The 20,554-nt window shown below is 41.5% G+C and carries 11 protein-coding genes; 4 read left to right on the forward strand and 7 right to left on the reverse strand.

The genetic code is table 11. The features are described 5' to 3' along the window. Nucleotides 1–14 precede the first annotated feature (14 nt). Both M2419_RS03245 and M2419_RS03250 read right to left on the reverse strand, forming a co-directional pair. The gene (locus tag M2419_RS03245; RefSeq protein ID WP_159727808.1) at nt 15–1,823 is read right to left on the reverse strand and encodes a RagB/SusD family nutrient uptake outer membrane protein; all 1,809 of its coding nucleotides are present in this window, start codon (nt 1,821–1,823) and stop codon (nt 15–17) included. Nucleotides 1,824–1,842: 19 nt separating this feature from the next. Further along, a complete protein-coding gene (locus M2419_RS03250) occupies nt 1,843–5,097 on the reverse strand; it encodes a TonB-dependent receptor (RefSeq protein WP_259254219.1) in 3,255 nt (1,084 codons plus the stop codon). A 692-nt stretch (nt 5,098–5,789) separates the two neighbouring features. On the opposite strand from M2419_RS03250, the gene mgtA reads away from it, so the two are divergent. From mgtA to M2419_RS03265, 3 genes are all read left to right on the forward strand, one after another. Continuing rightward, nucleotides 5,790–8,342: a magnesium-translocating P-type ATPase gene (gene mgtA, locus M2419_RS03255; RefSeq protein WP_259254220.1), complete on the forward strand. Its 2,553-nt coding sequence runs from the start codon at nt 5,790–5,792 to the stop codon at nt 8,340–8,342. Between the two features lie 365 nt (nt 8,343–8,707). After that, the gene (locus M2419_RS03260; RefSeq protein WP_088162307.1) at nt 8,708–9,283 is read left to right on the forward strand and encodes a Crp/Fnr family transcriptional regulator; all 576 of its coding nucleotides are present in this window, start codon (nt 8,708–8,710) and stop codon (nt 9,281–9,283) included. Between the two features lie 132 nt (nt 9,284–9,415). After that, entirely contained in the window at nt 9,416–10,114 is a 699-nt protein-coding gene (locus M2419_RS03265) for a type 1 glutamine amidotransferase domain-containing protein (RefSeq protein ID WP_259254221.1), read from the forward strand. 123 nt (nt 10,115–10,237) lie between these two features. Here the strand turns inward: M2419_RS03265 and M2419_RS03270 are convergent, their stop codons facing one another. The 5 genes from M2419_RS03270 to M2419_RS03290 all read right to left on the reverse strand — a co-directional run bounded on the left by M2419_RS03270 (nt 10,238) and on the right by M2419_RS03290 (nt 18,996). Continuing rightward, nucleotides 10,238–11,113, reverse strand: a complete 876-nt coding sequence (locus tag M2419_RS03270; RefSeq protein ID WP_153847150.1) for a hypothetical protein — start codon at nt 11,111–11,113, stop codon at nt 10,238–10,240. Beyond that, a complete protein-coding gene (locus M2419_RS03275) occupies nt 11,113–12,303 on the reverse strand; it encodes a copper amine oxidase (RefSeq protein WP_182331131.1) in 1,191 nt (396 codons plus the stop codon). Before M2419_RS03275 ends, M2419_RS03270 begins: the two co-directional genes overlap by 1 nt. A 70-nt stretch (nt 12,304–12,373) precedes the next feature. Further along, complete coding sequence (locus M2419_RS03280) at nt 12,374–14,041, reverse strand: DUF5018 domain-containing protein (RefSeq protein ID WP_259254222.1); 1,668 nt, start codon at nt 14,039–14,041, stop codon at nt 12,374–12,376. Between the two features lie 18 nt (nt 14,042–14,059). Further along, nucleotides 14,060–15,763: a RagB/SusD family nutrient uptake outer membrane protein gene (locus tag M2419_RS03285; RefSeq protein WP_259254223.1), complete on the reverse strand. Its 1,704-nt coding sequence runs from the start codon at nt 15,761–15,763 to the stop codon at nt 14,060–14,062. Between the two features lie 23 nt (nt 15,764–15,786). Further along, entirely contained in the window at nt 15,787–18,996 is a 3,210-nt protein-coding gene (locus tag M2419_RS03290) for a TonB-dependent receptor (RefSeq protein WP_159727816.1), read from the reverse strand. 313 nt (nt 18,997–19,309) lie between these two features. Here M2419_RS03290 and M2419_RS03295 point away from each other — a divergent pair, with 313 nt between their 5' ends. Continuing rightward, entirely contained in the window at nt 19,310–20,539 is a 1,230-nt protein-coding gene (locus tag M2419_RS03295) for an ROK family protein (RefSeq protein ID WP_182331128.1), read from the forward strand. Nucleotides 20,540–20,554: the final 15 nt, after the last annotated feature.

Here is a 20,554-nt window from a genome sequence, read left to right on the forward strand (position 1 = left end):
ATGTTATTTATATATTACTTCCAACCAAATACCTGTTTAAGATTTGGATTGAGAATGATCTGTTTTGCAGGAACCGGACGATAATAATACATCGGTTCTACAAATCGACGGACATTGACATCTGTTACCATTGTTCCACCATTGACCCCATTTTTAAGATAAACACCGGCATTACCACCAAAATTTCCAATGGTATAGTAAACAAGTGGTACGCCCAGTGAATTCTTTTCTCGATCGCTAGGAATAGTCTGTCCATCAGGAATCAATTTGATATCGGCAACACCATCCCCTGTCATGTCGTAATTACCCACTCCCGGAAAATACATACCTTCCGGAATACGTTCAAGCAACTTACCCACATTCCAGCGCATTAGGTCATCATAACGCGAATTCTCAAAGGCAAACTCAACACGTCTTTCGCGTCTAATTTCAAAAATCACCCCCCGGAAGGCTCCCTTCACATTCGGGTAATCAGCAGCCAATTTAGGATCAGGATTTGCATTTGCTACATCCATTTTAAGCTCGGGCATTCCTACTCTTCTTCGCAACAAATTAACAGACTTGTCGAGATCAGCTTGTGTCAACGTTCCTAGTTCAGCCTTTGCTTCAGCATACATCAATAGAACCTCAGCGTAACGGTGCACTGGAAAATCAACTCCATTCATAATAATTTGATCGGATGAATTGACATAGCCTTTCAACTGGTGATAGCCTGAAAAGTTTTTGTTTAACTTTTGCACGTAATTTGATTTATCGGGCTGTCTCAACCATTGTGGATAGACCAAAGTTTGCATCAGACGAGGATCACGATTTTCAAATTCCTGAACATACAGTTTCTTATCGTAGTTAGGAACATCCGTAAAACGCGAACCATCTTTCATCAAATAGGTCTGTATCAAGTCTCGTGAAGGCGATTGTTCATAATCACCAAAAACATAACCGTTAAGCGCCTGCCCTCTATTTTTGTTTTGATCAAAAGCATTCAATAAGATCACTTCTTTATTTTGGGAAAGATCTTGTGATTCAAATAATGCAGCATAGTCCTCGTTCGGCTTTCCGGTAGAATAAATACTATATTTATTGGTAGCGATGATTTGTGAAGTTGCTTTCTCTACAATGTCAAAGTAATTCTTTGCCGTTTTGTCTAAATTTAACTCACTGTGGTACAATCGATAGGTCCCTTCATGTAAGGCAATCTTAGCCTGCATCAACAATACAGCATCTCTACCTGGCGTTCCAAGCGCGACTTGTTCTTTAACATTTTTTGTCGCAAAGTCCAAATCCGCCATGATGCTATCGACAACCAATGTACGAGGAGACTGCGCATCGCGTAAAGCTTCATCGCTTGGGGTTAATGTTTTGCTATACCAAGGCACATCCGAATACTGCTTTACCATGCCATGGTAAAAAATAGCGCGATAGTAACGTGCCAAACCTGCATAGTGGTTTTTAACATCCGCAGCTACATTCGCACGCTGATAGTTTTCTAAAAAGTAGTTTATTGTGCGTAAACGTCCCCAGGACCAATCGCCTCCAGCTGTTTCTGATGTTGGCTCTGTTTTGCTGGTCATCATTGTCTTAAGCGTTACGGCTGCGGTTGTAGCCGCATTGTCCGAACTCTGATCTCCTACATAAGTCCAACGATCGTTCATACTCAACATCCCATTGATATACAGCGAAAGATCCTCTTCGGTATTAAAGAAAACCTCAGGTGTAATCGAAGTTTGGGGAAAGCGATCCAGAAAATCCTTTTGGCAAGCTGTCATTGTTAATATAAAACCGCCGCTTATAATTCCCAATATTATTTTTGATTTGACATTCATCTCTGTGTACTGCTAATTGTTAAAAATCTAAGTTTAAACCAACTGAAAACTTACGTTGGAATGGATAGGCCCAGGCACTACCATCGGTTCCGTTGTTGATCGCTTCGGGATCCACATATTTTTTGATCTGTGAGAATTCAAATAGGTTTTCTCCCGAAAAGAAAATACGCAAACGTTGAATTTTCCATTTTTCCAACAACTCATGTGGCAAGGTATACCCAAAAGTGATATTCTTCAAACGCAGATAAGAACCGTTCAACATATACTGTGTATTGGGAATAGCCAATCCTTTTCCATCATTGACGTCGGCCAACCAAGATTGTAATACCGGATAACGTGCGTCATGATTAGCATCCGCTAAGCCTGCATTCAAGTACGCCTGAGAGTGTTTTGCACGTTCTTCTGCTGTATCACTGGTTTCTCTATAAAAATCCAAATGCCATGGGTATATATTTGCGTAAGGTTGCTGATAAGGTCCCCAGAACAAATAATGCCGCGGATAGAAATCTCGTTTTAATACACCCTGTAGAAATACTGAGGCATCAAATCCGCCCCAGTTCATGTTGAGGTTAAAACCTATACGATAACGATCTGCAGAATTACCAATTACCTGAAGATCTTTCAAATTCGTTTCAGTCAGCCCTCTTTCAATTTTACCATTTCCGTCGATATCCTTAAATTTTGGCCAACCATTTACAATATTTAAAGCTCCCCAAGGTACTATGCCTGATTCATCCAATGCTTTGATTTCATCGGCACTTTTAAACAGACCATCTCCTTGTAGGCCATAGATTGTACCGAATTCATAGCCATTAAAATACGTCGAAAGAAGACGTTCATCATTTTTGAATTTTGTAATCTTAGCACGTGAATCAGACAAAACAACCTTTGCATCAAAAGAAAATGGCTTATTTGCTAATTCAAATTGATCCTTATAAGTCACTGAAAGCTCCCAACCCTTTGTACGCAAATCAGCTGCATTCTGCCTTGGCACGCTTGTTCCCAATACACCTGGAAGCTCCTGCCCAGCAGTCAACATACCGGTTGTATTACGGATGTAATTATCGTAGCCAACAAAAAACTTATCATTGAATAGCCCCAAATCAGCACCGAAGTTTAAGGTAGACACATTTTCCCATGTATATGAGTTTGGATCAATTGTCAACGGCGGCGCCCCATTCACGACATATTGTTGATTTCCATTAATGAGGTACCCCGAAAGGCTGGTTCCCATTGTCTGGATATAAGAGAAGTCGCCTACATTTTGATTTCCTAAACTACCGTATGATGCTCTTAACTTTAGATTGGACACTTTCGGTTTTAGTGATTCGAAAAAGGATTCATTACTAACGATCCAAGCCCCTGAAACGGACGGAAAAAATCCCCAGCGACTTGCCTTAGGAAAACGGGAAGACCCATCGTAACGACCTGTACCTTCCAAGATATAACGCTCATTAAACGTATAATTCAATCGCCCAAAATAGCTGCGCGTCGCATAAGAACTATAACCAGCATTGAGTGTCATTTCTCCCGTCGTCAAACCTAAATAAGGTAAAGTAGAAGAAATTAGATTATTTCGGTTGACATAGGTAGACGAATAAATATATTCTTCTTGGTTATACCCCACCATTGCACCAAAATTGTGTTTGCCAATTGTTTTGTTGTAATTCGCATATAGATTAAATACCGTATTTTTCATATCGGCTCGCGATTCATTCACATAGCCAGTCCCCCCCTCTTCACGGATGTCATTCGGACCAAAACCAATCTTGAATTTTTTGGCATAACCATTGCCTTTGTAGTATTCCCTTTTAACACTTGCATCGCCAGAGATTTTTAGATCGCCATTTAAAAATGTACCTGTCGCATTGAACGTATTTTGGAAACCAAACATGTCACCATTGCTTTTTCCTCCGTCAGATAGACGAGCAGCCAATCGTCCCGCATCCGTATTTGCCCAACTGCCATCCGGATTTTTAGCAACCTGAATAGGTGTTAAATAATAGATATCGGTCAAACTCGCAGCTGGGCTCTCCCTGTGCGTATTGTACAAATTAGCATTGTTATCCAATTGCAACCATTTGAATGGTGCAATATTTATCTTTCCACGTAGTCCTTTACGTGTCCAATAGTCGGCGGCCAACTTACTCAAACCGTTTTCCTTCGTATAGTCCCCGGACAAATAATATTTAAAAGGAAGTTCATTCACCTTCGCTCCACCTGAAAAAGTCAAATTGTAGGACTGAGAATGTGCAGACTTATTTAGAAAATACTTATTCCAATTGTTATTTCCCATATAAGCCCAACGCTTTGGATCTTTGGGATCTATACGCACATCTTCTATACTAGGGTTATCAGAACGTTCCTTTGCCCACTGATAATGCTCATCACTATAATTGACATAGTCCCAGGGGGTATTATTTGTCGATAATTCCAAAAGTTTAGAGAAGATATACGGATCAGTGACTGGATCGGGCATTTCTGTTGGTTTTCCCCAAGCCGAATTTGTATTAAAAGAAACGGATTGCTTACCTAGTTTTCCGGATTTAGTGGTAATCAAAATCACACCATAGGTCGCTCTGGCACCATAAATTGCTGATGAAGCTGCATCACGTAATACCGTGTATGATTCAATATCAGTGGGATTTAAGCGAATTAAATCATTAGCATCAGTAGCTGGAATGCCATCAATTACAAACAAAGGTGATCCACCATTAATGGAAGTAGTTCCACGAATATTGATATTTGGAATTCCCCCTGGTGTACCATTACCATAGGTAATATTCAAACCCGGACTTACCCCCTGTAATCCTTGCATCACATTGGAAATAGGCCTAGATTCCAATACTTTGCCCGAAATCTGATCAACAGCACCTGTAAGGTTCTTCTTTTGCTTTGTACCAAACCCAACCACAACTACCTCGTCCAAATTAGCCAAATCTTCCTCTAACTGTACATTCAGTTCTTTCTGCCCTTGATAGGTTAACTCTATACTTTTATAGCCGACCGAAGTAAATAGCAACACTTGATTTTTTTTGAGTTTATTCAATTCGTAGGTTCCTTTGTTTGACGTCGACATACCCGAATTCGGAATGTTCTTTATGGAAATCGTCACCCCTCGAATGGGCTCTCCTTTTCGATCCGTTACCTTACCATGCGTTTCAAGGTCCTGTGCATGAACCACGCCTGCAAGACAAACAGCTCCAACTACCAGCCCCAGCCGATACCTGAAATTGCGATTCCTCCCTAAGGATTGAAATTGTTGTTTTTTCATAAATATTTATTATTATTAATTGAAAGGCAAAATAAATATACTAATATTAAATTAATATTAATCAAAGGTTATATATTGGTTTAAATTTAGTTTTCTATAGGTTATATTTAGTAGATAGACACCCGGGTCTACCTTCCTTAATTGAATAGACGACTGAAGGACTGGCATCCCTAATCCGTTTTGTGTTTTTTTTTTAAAATATTTTATGTGGTACAAAAACGAGTACAGCGACGCTGTTCAAAAAAATAGATGAACTTTACTGAATTCGTCCCAAAGAAAAGAAAGGGTTTGTATCTACAAGCAAGAGAAATCGCACGGTCAGAGCCACCCCGATTATGTATTGAAGACCGATTTATAAATATCCCGACCTATGTTGTTAAAATTACTTGGAGGTATTCTAGGATCGTGGAGAAGGCAAAAAACAAAAAAACACCCGAAAGCATGGGGTACTCCGGGTGTTTTAGCCATATTATTAACCTATTTTATGAAAAGTGCCCTTGAATGGGCAACACTAAAATAGAAAATAACTTTGTATAAACAAAATAAAATCAAAAAAAAATCATTTTTTCTAAATCACTAAACCGGTTAAACATTGATTTGGCCATCTGAAATACCCGTTAAGATAATTCAATATAATTCCCTAAATTCAGGTTAAATAACCTGTATACTCTTACATCACTAACAAGGCCAAGATGATAGAAAAGAACCAAGGTACACGTAATAGCCATTTAGATTCCTTCTGGAGCAAGTCATCCGAAGAACTACTTCATGAACTCAATGCGAAGGAAAACGGTATATCCGAAAACGAAGCCAATTTGAGGATCACCAAATATGGTCCCAACAGACTGAAAGGAAAAAATAGTTCAAGTGCATATTTATTATTTTTTAATCAATTTAAAAATCCCATTACACTTATCTTAATCGCCGCAGCCGTTCTTTCCTCTTTGCTTCAGGATCGCACCGATGCAATCATTATTCTGCTCATTGTAGTCATTAGCAGCTGCTTGGGATTTTGGCAAGAATATGGAGCATCCAATGCCGTTGCCAGATTACTAAAAATGGTACAGGTGACAGTGACAGTTATTCGAGACGACCATGAGATAGCAGTAAGTACAGAATCAATCGTTCCGGGGGATGTCGTCGTACTGTCTGCCGGTGATATTATTCCTGCCGACTGTATCCTTTTGAACTCCCAAGAGTTGTTTGTTGATGAAGCTGCATTCACAGGAGAAAGTTATCCCGTTGAAAAACAAAAAGGGAAACTAGAAACAAATACGCCTCTTTCCAAACGTTCTAATACTTTGTTTATGGGGTCAAGTGTCATCAGCGGAAAAGCGACCGCGCTAGTCATTGCAACAGGATTGAATACCGAATTTGGGAAAATATCCGCACGCTTAAGAAACAACGCGCCCGAAACTGAATTTGAAAGAGGTATCAAAAAGTTCGGTTTTTTGCTCATGCAAATTACCTTGATACTGATCCTGGTCATATTTGCATTGAATGTATTTCTCCATAAACCTGTTCTCGATTCCTTTCTATTCTCCCTGGCCCTTGCGGTTGGACTTACACCACAATTACTTCCAGTTATTATTACGGTCAATCTTTCTACTGGAGCAAAAAAAATGGCTGCGCAGAAAGTCATTGTTAAACGCCTTTCCGCAATTGAGAACTTCGGCAGTATGAATATCTTATGTTCAGATAAAACAGGTACAATCACTCAGGGGAAAGTAAAGCTTTACAAAGCGTTCGATATTAATGACACTGAAAATGAACGCGTAAGCAACTATGCGCTCTTCAATGCCGCTTTACAAACAGGCTTCAAAAATCCTATTGATGCAGCAATTATAACAGGATTAAAAAGTGAAGGGCAACAACTCCCAGCTATATTGGACGAGATTCCTTACGATTTTATACGTAGACGGTTAAGTATTTTGGTTGAGCTTCAAGGATTCAAGATGATCACCAAAGGAGCCTTTCAGGAAATCCTCGCCATATGCAATCAAGTGCAAACTGGCAGCGATAGCATTGAACCACTGACGAGCGAACTAAAACAGACCCTAATGCAACTCTACGAACAGTATAGTAGAAAGGGTTATCGTACATTAGGAATTTGCTGGAAAACCACAACAACAAACTCCATTTCAAAAGAAGAGGAAAGCAGTATGATTTTTCTTGGCTTTGTTACCTTCTTCGACCCGCCCAAGGAAAGTGCTATTGCCGCAATAAATAACTTGAATTCCCTGGGTGTCAAGTTAAAAATAATTACTGGCGACAATGCGCTGGTAGCCGAAAGTCTTGCTAAACAAGTGGGAATCGAAACCCCTATTGTTGTCACCGGAAGTTCATTGCGAGGAACCAGCAGTGAAGCCCTCGTAACAAAGGTATTGCAAGCTGATATATTTGCTGAAGTGGAACCCAGCCAAAAGGAACAAATTATTCTAGCACTAAAAAAAACAGGACAGGTAGTTGGTTTCATGGGGGATGGCATCAATGATGCCTCGGCATTACATGCAGCCGATGTAGGAATATCAGTAGACACCGCAGTAGATGTTGCAAAAGAAGCCGCCGATCTTGTATTAATGGATCAGGATCTTGATGTACTCGCTAACGGTATAAAGGAAGGACGTAGAACCTTTGCAAATACAATGAAATATATCTTTATGGCAACGAGTGCCAATTTTGGGAATATGTTTAGTATGGCCGGAGCATCCTTATTGCTGCCCTTTCTACCGCTTTTACCAAAACAAATTTTATTAACCAACTTACTTACAGATGTTCCTGAAACGACCATAGCAACAGACAATGTCGATGAAGAGTACATCAAAAAACCGCATCGCATTGATATTGGTTTTATCAAAAAGTTTATGTTTATCTTTGGTTTACTGAGTTCGGTATTCGATTATTGTACATTTGCGGTACTGATTTTAGTTCTGAAAGCCAATGAACAACAATTTCAGACAGGTTGGTTTCTAGAATCCGTTGTATCTGCCGCACTTATTGTCCTTGTCGTTCGCACCCGACTGCCCTTCTTTAAGAGCAAACCGAGTAAAGCTCTTCTATTTTCGAACTTAATCGTGATTTCATTTGTTTTACTTCTACCTCTCAGCCTATTGGGTGATATATTTGGTTTTGTGAGGTTGCCATTTCAATTCTATGTTTATATGGTGTTGATTGTTGCTGTCTATGTATTTACAGCCGATTTTGTAAAGCGTTGGTTTTACAAGAAAATGGCGTCGGGATATTAGGTACCTGATATCCCCCATAAAGTAGGACTAAAATATTCCAGGCGATCCCTTCGGCTCAATCTCAAAAAGGATCGAACGAGTAAGGATTGTGAGATTCCATCTTTTTTAGGAAGTTCCCTTTTTGTTTGGGCACAAGTTAAAATCTAATTGATATTATCTTAATATATTACAGGGAGATTACAGGGGGTTAACAGGGGTATAACAGGGGGTTAGCAGGGGTATATCCCCTACTAACCCCTTGTTAACCCCCTGTAAAAGTAGTGTTATTCCCCTCTTAATTTTGAATCTGAGGGGAACTTGATGCAGGCCTTCGCTATCATTGTGAGATTTTGTTTAATTTTAAATCGATCAAGTAACTATTAGCTATGACCGAGCGTGAAATTCTGAGACAACATATCGACAAGACCGTCCAGTTAAACGACGAACAATTCGACTACTTCTTTTCTTTTTTTAAACCGATCTCCTTTAAAAAGAAACAAATGATTATCCGTCAAGGAGACCTTGTGGAACAAGAGTATTTTGTGCTCAATGGCTGTCTAAAGACCTATTTCACCAATGATGAACAAAAGATGCATATCTTACAGTTCGCCACAAAAACCTGGTGGGCTTCCGATTATAATGCATTGCATAATCAAGGCCCAGCTACTGTCAATTTAGATTGTGTCAGCGATGCAGACACTCTTTGCTTATCGAACGAGGACCGTGAAAAAGTATGTAAGGAAATTCACGAAGTTGAAACCTTTTTTAGATGGCGTTCCAATAAAGGATATATTGGGCTACAAAAAAGAATAATGTCACTGCTGAACAACGATGCTCGAAGCCGCTACGAGGAACTCATGCAGCAATATCCCGAACTCTATAATCTCGTTCCCAAACATTTGATTGCAGCATATCTGGGTGTTTCCCGCGAAACACTGAGCAGGCTATACCAAGCCAAATAATGTGATCTATATCACAAAAGCAAAACCATTCGCTAAATTGTGATGTATATCACATAGGGCTCTGGCAATTTATCCCCTACTTTGTACTATCGTTTTAAACATATAATTTTTTAACAGACTTGGTTATTTAATATGAAAAAAGACAAATTAAAAGTATTGGTTGTATTGACATCACATGACCAATTGGGAGATACAGGAGAAAAAACAGGTTTTTGGATAGAAGAATTTGCAGCGCCTTACTATGTTTTACAAGATGCAGGAGTGGACGTCACAATCGCATCTCCAAAAGGAGGACAGCCACCGATAGACCCTAAAAGTGCACTTCCGGATTTTCAAACCGAAGCAACCAAACGTTTTGATGCCGATAAGGAACTTCAAACAAAATTGGCAAATAGCATTCCTTTGGATCATATCAATGAGCAGGATTATGATGCTGTTTTCTATCCTGGGGGCCATGGACCTTTGTGGGATTTAACCAACGATAAGACATCCATTGCATTGATCGAATCATTTTGGGCCCACAACAAACCTGTCGCTGCCGTATGCCATGCCCCAGCTGTATTTCGCTATGTCAAGGATAGTAATGGTCAGCCACTGGTCAAAGGCAAAAAAGTTACCGGATTTTCAAATAGCGAGGAAGAAGCGGTTCAACTAACGGATGTTGTTCCCTTTTTAGTGGAAGATGAACTCGTAAAATTGGGTGGTCAGTACAGCAAAGGGGAAGATTGGCATAGTTATGTAGTCAAAGATGGTCATCTCATTACCGGGCAAAATCCTGGGTCTTCGGAAGAAACTGCTAAAGCTTTGTTTGCGCTATTGCGCAAGATATAATAAACAATTAGCTAAAAATCAACAAGGTTATTTCCTTTCAAGGAAATAACCTTGTTGATTTTTATATAGGTAGCAGCAAAGTACAAACTGGCTTTGGCCGTTTATATTTTTTGTAAGCAATATTTAAAAACCAGCTCCATTTATCTGTACATTCTCCCCTCCCTTTTTGAGGTTGGCTGCATCCTGTTGGATTTTAAAATATTGTGCTTCTGGGCAGGCCATCTGCGTCATCCGTCCCGCATGCATAGGCACTTCGATCACTTGCTTTGCATCATAGCGGAGTAAAGTGGTGTAGGACCAAATCGCTTCCAATACTTTCGTTTTTGTTGCCTGTACAGGTTTGCCTTCATTGGCCACCTGATCGATAGCGTTCACCCGCTTAAACTCACCCAATCCACCCAAGGTATATCCTGCACTTTCAAACGTAGCTTCATATTTCTTGCCGTTACCCTGTATAGCAAATTTTAACATCCCTGGACCAACAATTTCCAATGTCATCAGCACCTTTTCTCCAGGATACCAATAATATTCGTCCTGTGCGGGTGCATTTTGGTAAAGACTTGTCTGGCCAGAGCTATGTGCAGCTCTTCGTAAAAATGGTCTGAAAGCCCGTCTGTCTTCGGTCACATTTCCTTTTTCATCCTTAACAACTTCCCAGGTAAGACCAATATCAGTTTCCTGTCCCCCCATGTTACCGCCCATATAAACGGAGGGATTATCCAGGTATTGCTTGGGTTTGCTCGGGTTCAACCGCGCCGGATCAAATTCCATCTTTGGTAAGGTAACTTCGGCCTTAATGCCGACCCAAACATCTGTACTGGAAACGACTTTTCGATAGTAGGCTCCTTGAAAACAAGCTTTTGAAGAAGCCGGACGCACCTCATTTTTGAGATACTCATTCCCATCAACACCAACAACCGGAAATTCTGGTTTAACAAATTCATTTTTTGCACTACAGGCGGTCAAGCCTAGTAAAAAAAGTAAGAGTATGTGTTTCATTATTTCTTCGGATCAATGGGTACAAAAATTAATGGGGTCGGTAGGCAGGAAGCTCCCGGAGGAGAATAGGTAAATTCAATTTCCTGTATTTCCTTCTTCGGGTCGGGCCAATAAGTTTCGATGAGAATTGCCTCTGGATAACCTTTTGTAATCAGCGCATTTTTGGGATATTGCATCACTGTCTTTTGACCGTCTTGCCCCACAAGTTCCATTGTCAGCCCCATACCACCACACCATTGGTTGTCACCAGATCGACTGTTCCAGCTGACCAAAGCCAATCCTTTTCCGTCTGTACTCTTCCATTTGATCTTTGTTTTATACAGCACTCCGTAGTTTCCGGCATTCTTGGCAAATTCCTTTTTCGCACCAATCGTTCCCGTGATCCATGGATCGTCCTGCCCGTCGGCAACAATCAGCTGCACTGCTCCCTTTTTGGTGTCAAGCGTATCTTTCGGATTAATCTGATAATTGGAAATTGGAAAAACACCACGCCCAGCGTTTGCGTGACTATGTGGAATCAGCGTCTTTATCCGCGGAAACACTTTTGGTCCAGACTCATTTGGGGCAAATTGTATGACAGAGATCTGCGCCGGCTGGTCCACCACAAATTCATAGAATCCATGGACAAGTTCATCGTATTGTACCAGCTGTTTTTCCAGTTTTTCATCGATAGCCATCACTTCCCCTGGTTTAAGTACTTTCACCTGATTGTTTACAGCAGATAAAAAGTAGTCCTCAAGCCCCTTCTTTCCAATTTCAAAGTAGTTTGAACTCGGTTTTTGTGAAGCATACTTCAACATGCGAAAATGCATATTTTCATGCCCGAGGTTTTTTATCACCGCCGAAATCTTACGGGGCATTTTTTGAGGTTCTTTGACACCATTGACGTTATAGACATACAACCTAACTGCTCCGGGATCAACCGTCTCCTGTAGTGCAATGGCTTCCGGAACACGGATATACTCGGGATCATCAGATATAATATACTGCGGCCCCGGTAATACGGTCTTTGTGTAAGGCAACTTGGGAAAGTCCGTTTTTAGAAAATCCTCCAACAAAACGATATCGCCTTTATTTGCGCTGACAATCTTTTTGGACACGCTACTTAAATCATTTTTTTGTGCAAATCCAACTTTACACGAAACTAAACCTAACATCAACAATAAGCTTGTTTTGATGTGCTTGTTCATAATTTTATTTTTTTACGAATGAATACAATGTTCTTCCACTGCACACAAGCTGCGTGAAGGAACGATTATTTTAATTTGAATCGGCATAAATTGTAAACTCCTGCGCAACGAGATAACCAAAGGTCGTCAACATATACACCTGAAGCCTTTGTCCATTTTCTGAGGTTCCCATACAGATGTCGCTGGTTGCATTACCATTGGTACCGCCAGTAAACAGTTCGGACTCATAAACACGTAATTGGTTATAGGTAGGTGAACTCAGTGTGGTACCAATGCGGGCTCGATCGCTAATATCATAAACATACATCTGACCAATCTCATTGCTTCCAAACAATTTGACCTGAGCCAAAATATCTGCATTGTTAAAACGCTGAAAGGCGATACCACCATTCATAGCAGTACCTGTAATTGCCGGGAATGCTGCTAGCCGTCCCCATGTACTTCCCGAAACATAGGCAAGTTCGGCGTTAGTGCTCGCGATCAGTTCGGCGTTAGCGCCGACCCCTAAAGGAAGATATTCCGGTAGGAAGCCTAATGATGCCGCACCATCCTTATATTCCAGGACATCGGCAGCGGTAGATTTTATCTGGCCATTTTCGACTGTCCAACGCAGGAGGTAACGACTGGTTGCAACCGAAGCGAGTAACTGACCGTTTCCGTCCATATCCCCTACCCAGTTAAGTTTACGACCGATATTGCCATCGCCGGCAGCTACCCCAGCAGGTTTGCTATAAGGTAGATCCAATAGCTTGGCAGGACTGGTATCAAAAACATCTTTGTATTTGTATAGCACAAAGCTCTGTCCATTCGGCGTATAAGTTCCTAACATAAATCGACCTTTTTCATCGCTCACGCCTTGGAAGATCAAACGGCCTGCCGGGAAAGGATTTGTTAGGTTATGGGAATAAGCTCCTGTGAAACGGTTGTACACCTTAAATACAGATGGTGAAGTCCGGCTCACAATCACCAAGTAATCGCCACTCACAAAACAGGACGTTTCACTATTAGCCGTGAAGCCCAAGTCTGCCGCTTTCTTCAGGAACAAGCGCCGGTTAATGCCCACCCCTTTTTCAAGTTTGACAGGTTCTTTGACAACCAATTTGAGCTGCCGCTTGATATTTCCGGCTCCAGAAATCGTCAGGGGTACTTCTGCACCGTTTGCTAAATTGACCTGACCTCCGCTTGCTATAGAACCACTGGAATGTTTATTAATAACGTAACTCAGCGTAGATTGTGAAAGATCCATGCCCGGCACCACATAAAACGTCACCGTATTCCCGTTTAAGATCCCCTCAACCTCATTTTCCTTTTGTTCGCTGTCTTTAAATGTAATTTTGATTCCCGAAATATCTGTATTGCCTTTCTTCTCGGCAATGACCACATAATCCTTTGCGTCACCGTTTCCCGCGGTAACAGTAATTTTCTTGGGTGCCGTCAAGTCTGTAAATCCATTTAATCCCGGCGTCACCTGGGCATCAGCCGGAACGGAAGCACGCAACATCAGTCGCGAAAGATCTACTTCATTGTCCGAATCGATCGGATAATAATAATCTACGTGCAAATACACCGTATCATTGCTGATCGTACTCAAGAAGAGGCGATCTTGCCCTTTCCCATCAATCGTAGCGTAAAAATCCATCAATTGATTTTTCACATTCCGCTCCAGATAATTAGGTTTTTGACATCCTCCCAAAAGGATCGCACAGGCCCATAAACTGTAAAATTTTATTTTGTCCATTGCTAGTCTTTCATGTTTTTACCAACCTTTAATTTGAGTCAAAGCGCCGTTCAATTGCACTTCATTTTCAGGTATGGGCAGATAATATAATTTTGTACTGAAACTTCTGTTGGTTGCGTCTGCTGAGACAACTTCATACGTTAATCCTGTTGCGTTCGGACTGATCTTATGCCCTGTAAATTTCACATTATCCAACAGGAGGTGAGCTTTTCTCCAACGGCGCAAATCCCAGAAACGATGTCCCTCAAAAGCCAGTTCAACTTTGCGCTCGTGCTCCACCGCGGCCATTGCCTGATTATTGTTGGAAAGGCTAAGGGCATTAAGTCCACGCTTCTGGCGAAGCTGATTGATGTAGGTTGTTGCAGTCGCAAAATCGCCCAATTGCGCTTTCGCTTCCGCCATAATCAACAAGACCTCGGCATAGCGCATTTCGATCCAGCTTTGTGTACTCTTATTTTGAACGAATGTGGTATTTGTAGGATCAAGCATTTTGCGTACATAGTATCCCGTAACGGTACGTTTTGGGTCGCCACTCGCGCCAAATGTTGTGAATCCTTCTATCGCATCGGTCGTCGACGTATTCAGCGTTCTTCCTTTCCAGGTTGCACCATTGTACAAGATCGTCGCATAGAAACGAGGTTCACGATTTGTATAGGGAGCCGCTGCCTGCGCAGCATTCTGCCAGGAGAATTTGGATCCATCGTTCATTTCAAATTCATTGACCAATTCCGCGGTTGGTACACCATAAACCAATGTATTACCCTGAGCATCTCGAGGTGGGGCATAGCCCAGGTCGTATTGATGCGTGACATCAGGTGCTGCAAAATCTACCCGGAAGATTGCTTCCTTTGTATTTTTATTGGTAAAAATGCTTGCAAAATTATCGTCCAAGGCATAGAGTCCCCCATTAGCCATATCGATGACTTTCTGCGCCGCATCGGCTGATTTTTTAAAATACTCCGCGCTCCTCGCCTGTGAAATGCCTGTCAAAGGATCCTGATTGAACTGCTTTAGATCATATTTAGCAATAGAGCCTGCATACAGTCCTACACGTGCCATCAAGGTATAGGCCGCGCCCTGGGTAGCCCGGCCGGCAAGATTGTTGAGCGGAAGATGATCCGCCGCAAATTGGAGATCCTCCAGGATAAAATCATAAACGGCTTCCTCACTCGAGCGTTCGTGATCTTTTTCAGTATACTGATCCATACTCTTGAATAGAATCACGCTTCCATGGATCTTTGCCAGCCAGAAATAGGCATATGCTCTCACGAACCTGCCCTCAGCCTCATAAACCTGCTTTTGCGCATCGGAAAGGCTGGACTTGGTGTTAATCCCATTGATCATTTCATTGATACGACGGATACGTTCATATCCGCTCGCCCAATAATTCAGCCCCACGCTTGCGGAAGAAAACTGGTTTGAGTTGGATACAAGAATATTGACGGTACCATTCCCAGCCGTATTTGAGGTAAATTTCATTCCATCGGCTAAGGCATCCATTGCATTGTCATAGCCTAAATTGGGAAATTGACCAAACTGGAATTTTTTAAATTCAGCATAGATACCCGACACATATAGTTCGGCCGAATTGGGGTCAGCCCATACTTTCTCTTCTGCGATCCGGTCCTGTGGAATTAGATCGACAGAACAACCTTGCAACGCCATAAACAACAGGCCTAAAAATGAAAGCTGCCGACAGCTGGTATATAGAGTTGATTTCATCTGTAATAATAATTTTTAGGAGATTAAAAAGTAACGCTTAAACCAAATTCAAAAATCCGTTGCTGCGGATAAAATCCATTATTGACATTTGGCATTTCGGGATCGAGGTATTTCAAGTAATCCCATGTGAAAAGGTTTGAGCCCGAAGCAAACACGCGTACATGTTCAATCTTCGCTGCATTCAGCAATCCTTTCGGGAAAGTGTAGCCCAACTGCACGGATTTAAGACGCAGATAATCTCCTTTTCTGATCCATCCTGAATTGGCATTTGCATTGTTCGTCGACATACCTGTTGCTTTATAAGCACTCATACGTGGAAATTCGGCATTCGGATTGTCTTCGCGCCATGAGTTTTCAACCAAGAAATAAGGGGAGTTTCCATAGTTATAAAAAGGTCGCGTAAAAGGTGTATTATCCTCTACCCCTGAAGTTCCTGACGATCCTTCGTAGGCTCCTGCTAGGGCAACATCAACACGTGCAGCACCTTGCAACAATGCTGAGAAGTCGAAGCCTTTATAAGCCATATCTAAATTCAAACCGAATGTTAATTCAGGCACATTGGAGCGTCCAATATAGGTCATATCATCTGTTCGGGTAATCCGGCCGTCGCCATTCAAATCTTTAAATTTGAAAAAACCGGGAGCCATAAATCCTGAACTTGGTGAAGGTGTATTGCGTGCTTCCTCCCAGGTCTGTACCATCCCCTCTTTGACAAATCCAATTTTTGTTCCGATAGATTTGCCAATGAGACTCTGCCAAGAAGGGATGCCGTTCGCTTCATCCAGTTTCAGATACCTGTTTTTCGCCCAGTTGATATTGCCGGTTACGCCCAGTTTGAATTCACCAAAACGGTCGTTATAACGCAATTGAGCATCAAAACCGCGGTTATCAACTTCGCCAATATTGGCCAAACTCGGAAAATAACCACCCATCGACGCTGGATAAAGGTTTCCTACCTGTCCCAGAATACCGGAAGTATAACGGTAGAACCATTCGAAATCAAAACCAAATTTTCCATTTAAAAACCGTGATTCAAATCCAACATTGGATGTGGTGGATTCTTCCCATTTCAATAGTGGGTTTTGAGGTGCATTGGTATATAAGGCTTTGACCGGCTTGCCGTCTATGACAATGACTGGTGTTGTATTTTGCGAAAGGGTATTAATGTAAGGGAAACTACCCAGTTGTGCACGATCGTTTCCTGTACGCCCAATAGACCCTTTTAATTTAAGGAAATCTGCAAAAGGGACAGCTTCCTTAAAGAAAGACTCATTTGAGACAACCCAACCCAATCCAATGGCCGGGAAAGATTTCCAGCGATTTTCCTTGGCAAAGTTAGCGGAGGCATCCCAACGCGACACCAACTCCACCAAATAACGATCGCGGAAAGCATAATTCAGCCGCGTCACAAATCCCGCCCGTGCAGATTCTGGATCGCTGGAGCCTGTAGACTTGATAATGTCTTCCTGGGAAGCCGAACCATAGTTTATTTCCTGAATAATACTGATCGGAAAATTACTTGCGCCGGCACCAAATTGATTACCATGAGTTTTTGCATATTCATATAAACCTAACACACCGATGCTATGATCACCAAAAGTCCGGTTATAATTTAAACTGGCCTGCCAGGTGCTGCGATAGTTTGCAGCAAAGCTCTGACGAAGAGAAGTCTTCGTGATTCCAGGCAAAGTGGTCATGGCCACAAAGTCGCCTGCAACCTGGTCCCGCTGTCTTCCCATCGTCGGATAGGGTGTCAGCCAAGATTTGGATTCATCCGAATTATAGTCGTATGCGCCCTGGACTTTTGCCAGTAAACCTGTTACTCCTGGAACTCTAAAATCGATGTTTGCTGTTCCCTGAAAGATATTGCTTTTGAGCTTCTGGTATCCCGAATTTGCAACGGAAGCAATTGGGTTGACCCATCCTGCTCCTGCCTGATATGCTACCGGAAGTCCATTTGGGGCATACATAGGCAGATTCGGCAGCATTCGAACAGCTTGGTAAAATGGATTCATATAGGCCGAGTTATCGGGTGAAATACCGGGCAAATTGGTATTCTGATTACGCAAACCAATGTTCAAACCAACCGTCAGGTATTCGTTAAGCTCACTTTTAAGGTTTGTACGGATATTGTAGCGTTTAAAATTGGTATTGTCGATCACCCCGTCCTGGTTCATATGGCTGACCGAAGCAAAATACTGCGTTTTGCTCGCTCCACCAGAAATTGTTGCGGCATGATGTTGCGAATAGCTATTATTATCTGCCAATAGGCCAATCCAGTCTGTATTCCCAAATAACGGATTGGTATTGGTTCCATTTGCCACAGCATCGATGAGTTCCTGCGTGTAGATGTAAGGTGCTTCAGTTTGCTTCGTATTGCGGAGAAAATCATTGTCCAGTTCTGTTCCTTTGTTATACCAGTTCATATAATCCGGTCCATTGAGGAATTTTGGAAAGCGGGTATTTTGGCCAATGCTGTATCCAAAGTCATAGGTTACTTTGGTCTGCTCCTTTCGTCCATTTTTTGTTTTAACCAATATAATACCATTGGCGGCCTGTACACCATAAGCGGCCGTGGAAACTGCATCCTTTAAAAAGGAAATCGTTTCTATCTCACTTGGGTCAAGATAAGCCAAGGTAGAAAGCGGTCTTTCGATATCGTCGACAATCACCAAAGGACTTCGATTACCACCATAAGTTCCTACCCCGCGCAGATACAAGGTCGCATTATCTGCCCCCGGGCGTCCTGATTGTTGCAATGCCGTCAATCCGGGAACACGTCCTACAAGTGCATTGGTCAAATTCATCGACGGGGCTTTCTTGAGCTGATCACCTCCGATCTGTACGACAGATCCAACGACGTTGTTCTTCTTTTGCGTACCATAAGCCACAACAACGACCTCGTCAATCTGACGTTCATCGGACTGCAAAACAAAACTTTGTGTACCGGCAACTGTGATCTTCCGCGACTGCGACAAATAGCCGATATAACTAACCTGAAGTTCGGCCGGAAGTCGGTCTACCTGCACGGTAAAACTCCCTTTTTGATCTGTACGTGTTGTTACAGAAGTCCCCACTACTTTAACCGTCGCCCCAGCAATAGGCTGTTCATCGCGATTTCGTATGGTACCATTTACAATGGATTGAGCAAAGCTTATTGCGGATTGCATAAAAACAATAAGTAATCCCAATGCCTTAAAAAGATACCTGCGTTTTACATGTGTTGGTTTCATAATTTAGGAATGAAAAAATAGTGTTATGTTAAAAAAATAGTATTTATGGTCACTCGGTTACCTACACCATGATCAGACGTTTTCCATTGGATAAAACACGCAACGTTCTGACACGGACAAGGCAACGTATTTTGGCTTACAATTATTAGGTATATTATTTATACAACACTAAATAAGAAATAAAATTTTAAATATTCAAATTATTTCTAATTTTTTTTATTAATTCAAACAGACTAAAGAAGAAAAAACATAAACTTAATTTGCGATGATGAGATATTTACTATATTTACCCTGAAGTTAACGTAACAAAGTTATGGGTATAAAATTTTTGAGTGACTTACATGATGCGAGCTATAGCGGTGTAGCGTATAAAAACATTTTACTTAAAAAGGAAATTTTAACCTTTTTTGCGACCAAAGGTCCCTCGACAATTCCTGAGTTAAGTAAGGAATTCAACATTAGCATTCCCAAGATTAACGAATGCATCAATGAACTCATCGAAGACGCATTGGTACAGGACAATGGAAAATCGACTTCGGGAATTGGCAGAAAACCGAATTCCTACGGTCTACTTCCAAATGCAGCATTTTTTGTCGGTGTTCAAGTAAGCCATGATCATCTCAGTATCGTGGTCATGAATATGAAAAAAGACATTATTGCCAGCCAGGAGGAAATTCCACATCGTTTGGAGAATAATCAGGAATCACTCCAGAATATATGCCGGGAGATCAATCAATTTATTGCCACACATCAGATTCAAAAGGATAAAATATTGGGTGTAGGTATCAATCTTTCTGGTCGCATCAACTATCGAACAGGTTATTCCTACAGTTATTTTAATTTTTATGAAGATCCTTTATCGAAATATTTCGAACAGGAGCTGCAATTGCGCACCTATCTTGAAAACGATAGTAAGGCGCTTGCTTATGGCGAATTTTCCAGCGGAATTTTAAAGGACGAGAAAGATGCACTCTTTGTCAATGTAGACAACGGTATCGGGTTGGGTATTTTAATCAACGGAAAGATCTATTATGGGAAATCGGGTTTCTCGGGTGAATTTGGACATATTCCCATTTTTGACAACGATATCATCTGTCGCTGTGGAAAAAAGGGTTGCCTCGAAACGGAAGCATCTGGTTTTGCACTTAGAAACCGTGTAATAGCAGCACTGCAAAATGGCGCAACGAGCATCCTAACAAAAAAATTCAATGACCTGGAAGATATCCGGCTCAGCGATATTATCACTGCTGCAAAAAAAGATGACAATCTCGCTATTGAGTTGATCAATGAACTTGGGGAAAAATTAGGTCGTGGGCTTGCTACATTGATCAATATTTTCAATCCAGAAATTATCATCGTAGGTGGTATTTTAGCCAAGAGTGAGGAATACCTGATGTTACCGCTGAAGAATGCAGTCAATAAGTTTTCATTATCCATTGTCAACAAGGACACCAAACTTGCTTATTCAAATAATGGGGAAAAACTTGCGGCCTTTGGAGCTTGCCTTCTCATTCGGGACCGTCTGCTTTCTATTATCGATTAAGACATAAGGCGTGGA

This window comes from Sphingobacterium sp. BIGb0116 (genome assembly GCF_024808035.1).
Lineage (GTDB): Bacteria > Bacteroidota > Bacteroidia > Sphingobacteriales > Sphingobacteriaceae > Sphingobacterium > Sphingobacterium paramultivorum.

Excerpts from the sequence above, each read along its gene's own strand:
- M2419_RS03285 (WP_259254223.1), bottom strand. The coding sequence starts at position 15,763 with ATGAAATCAACTCTATATACCAGCTGTCGGCAGCTTTCATTTTTAGGC.
- M2419_RS03260 (WP_088162307.1), top strand. The coding sequence starts at position 8,708 with ATGACCGAGCGTGAAATTCTGAGACAACATATCGACAAGACCGTCCAG.
- M2419_RS03250 (WP_259254219.1), bottom strand. The coding sequence starts at position 5,097 with ATGAAAAAACAACAATTTCAATCCTTAGGGAGGAATCGCAATTTCAGG.
- M2419_RS03280 (WP_259254222.1), bottom strand. The coding sequence starts at position 14,041 with ATGGACAAAATAAAATTTTACAGTTTATGGGCCTGTGCGATCCTTTTG.
- M2419_RS03265 (WP_259254221.1), top strand. The coding sequence starts at position 9,416 with ATGAAAAAAGACAAATTAAAAGTATTGGTTGTATTGACATCACATGAC.
- M2419_RS03270 (WP_153847150.1), bottom strand. The coding sequence starts at position 11,113 with ATGAAACACATACTCTTACTTTTTTTACTAGGCTTGACCGCCTGTAGT.
- M2419_RS03275 (WP_182331131.1), bottom strand. The coding sequence starts at position 12,303 with ATGAACAAGCACATCAAAACAAGCTTATTGTTGATGTTAGGTTTAGTT.
- mgtA (WP_259254220.1), top strand. The coding sequence starts at position 5,790 with ATGATAGAAAAGAACCAAGGTACACGTAATAGCCATTTAGATTCCTTC.
- M2419_RS03295 (WP_182331128.1), top strand. The coding sequence starts at position 19,310 with ATGGGTATAAAATTTTTGAGTGACTTACATGATGCGAGCTATAGCGGT.
- M2419_RS03245 (WP_159727808.1), bottom strand. The coding sequence starts at position 1,823 with ATGAATGTCAAATCAAAAATAATATTGGGAATTATAAGCGGCGGTTTT.
- M2419_RS03290 (WP_159727816.1), bottom strand. The coding sequence starts at position 18,996 with ATGAAACCAACACATGTAAAACGCAGGTATCTTTTTAAGGCATTGGGA.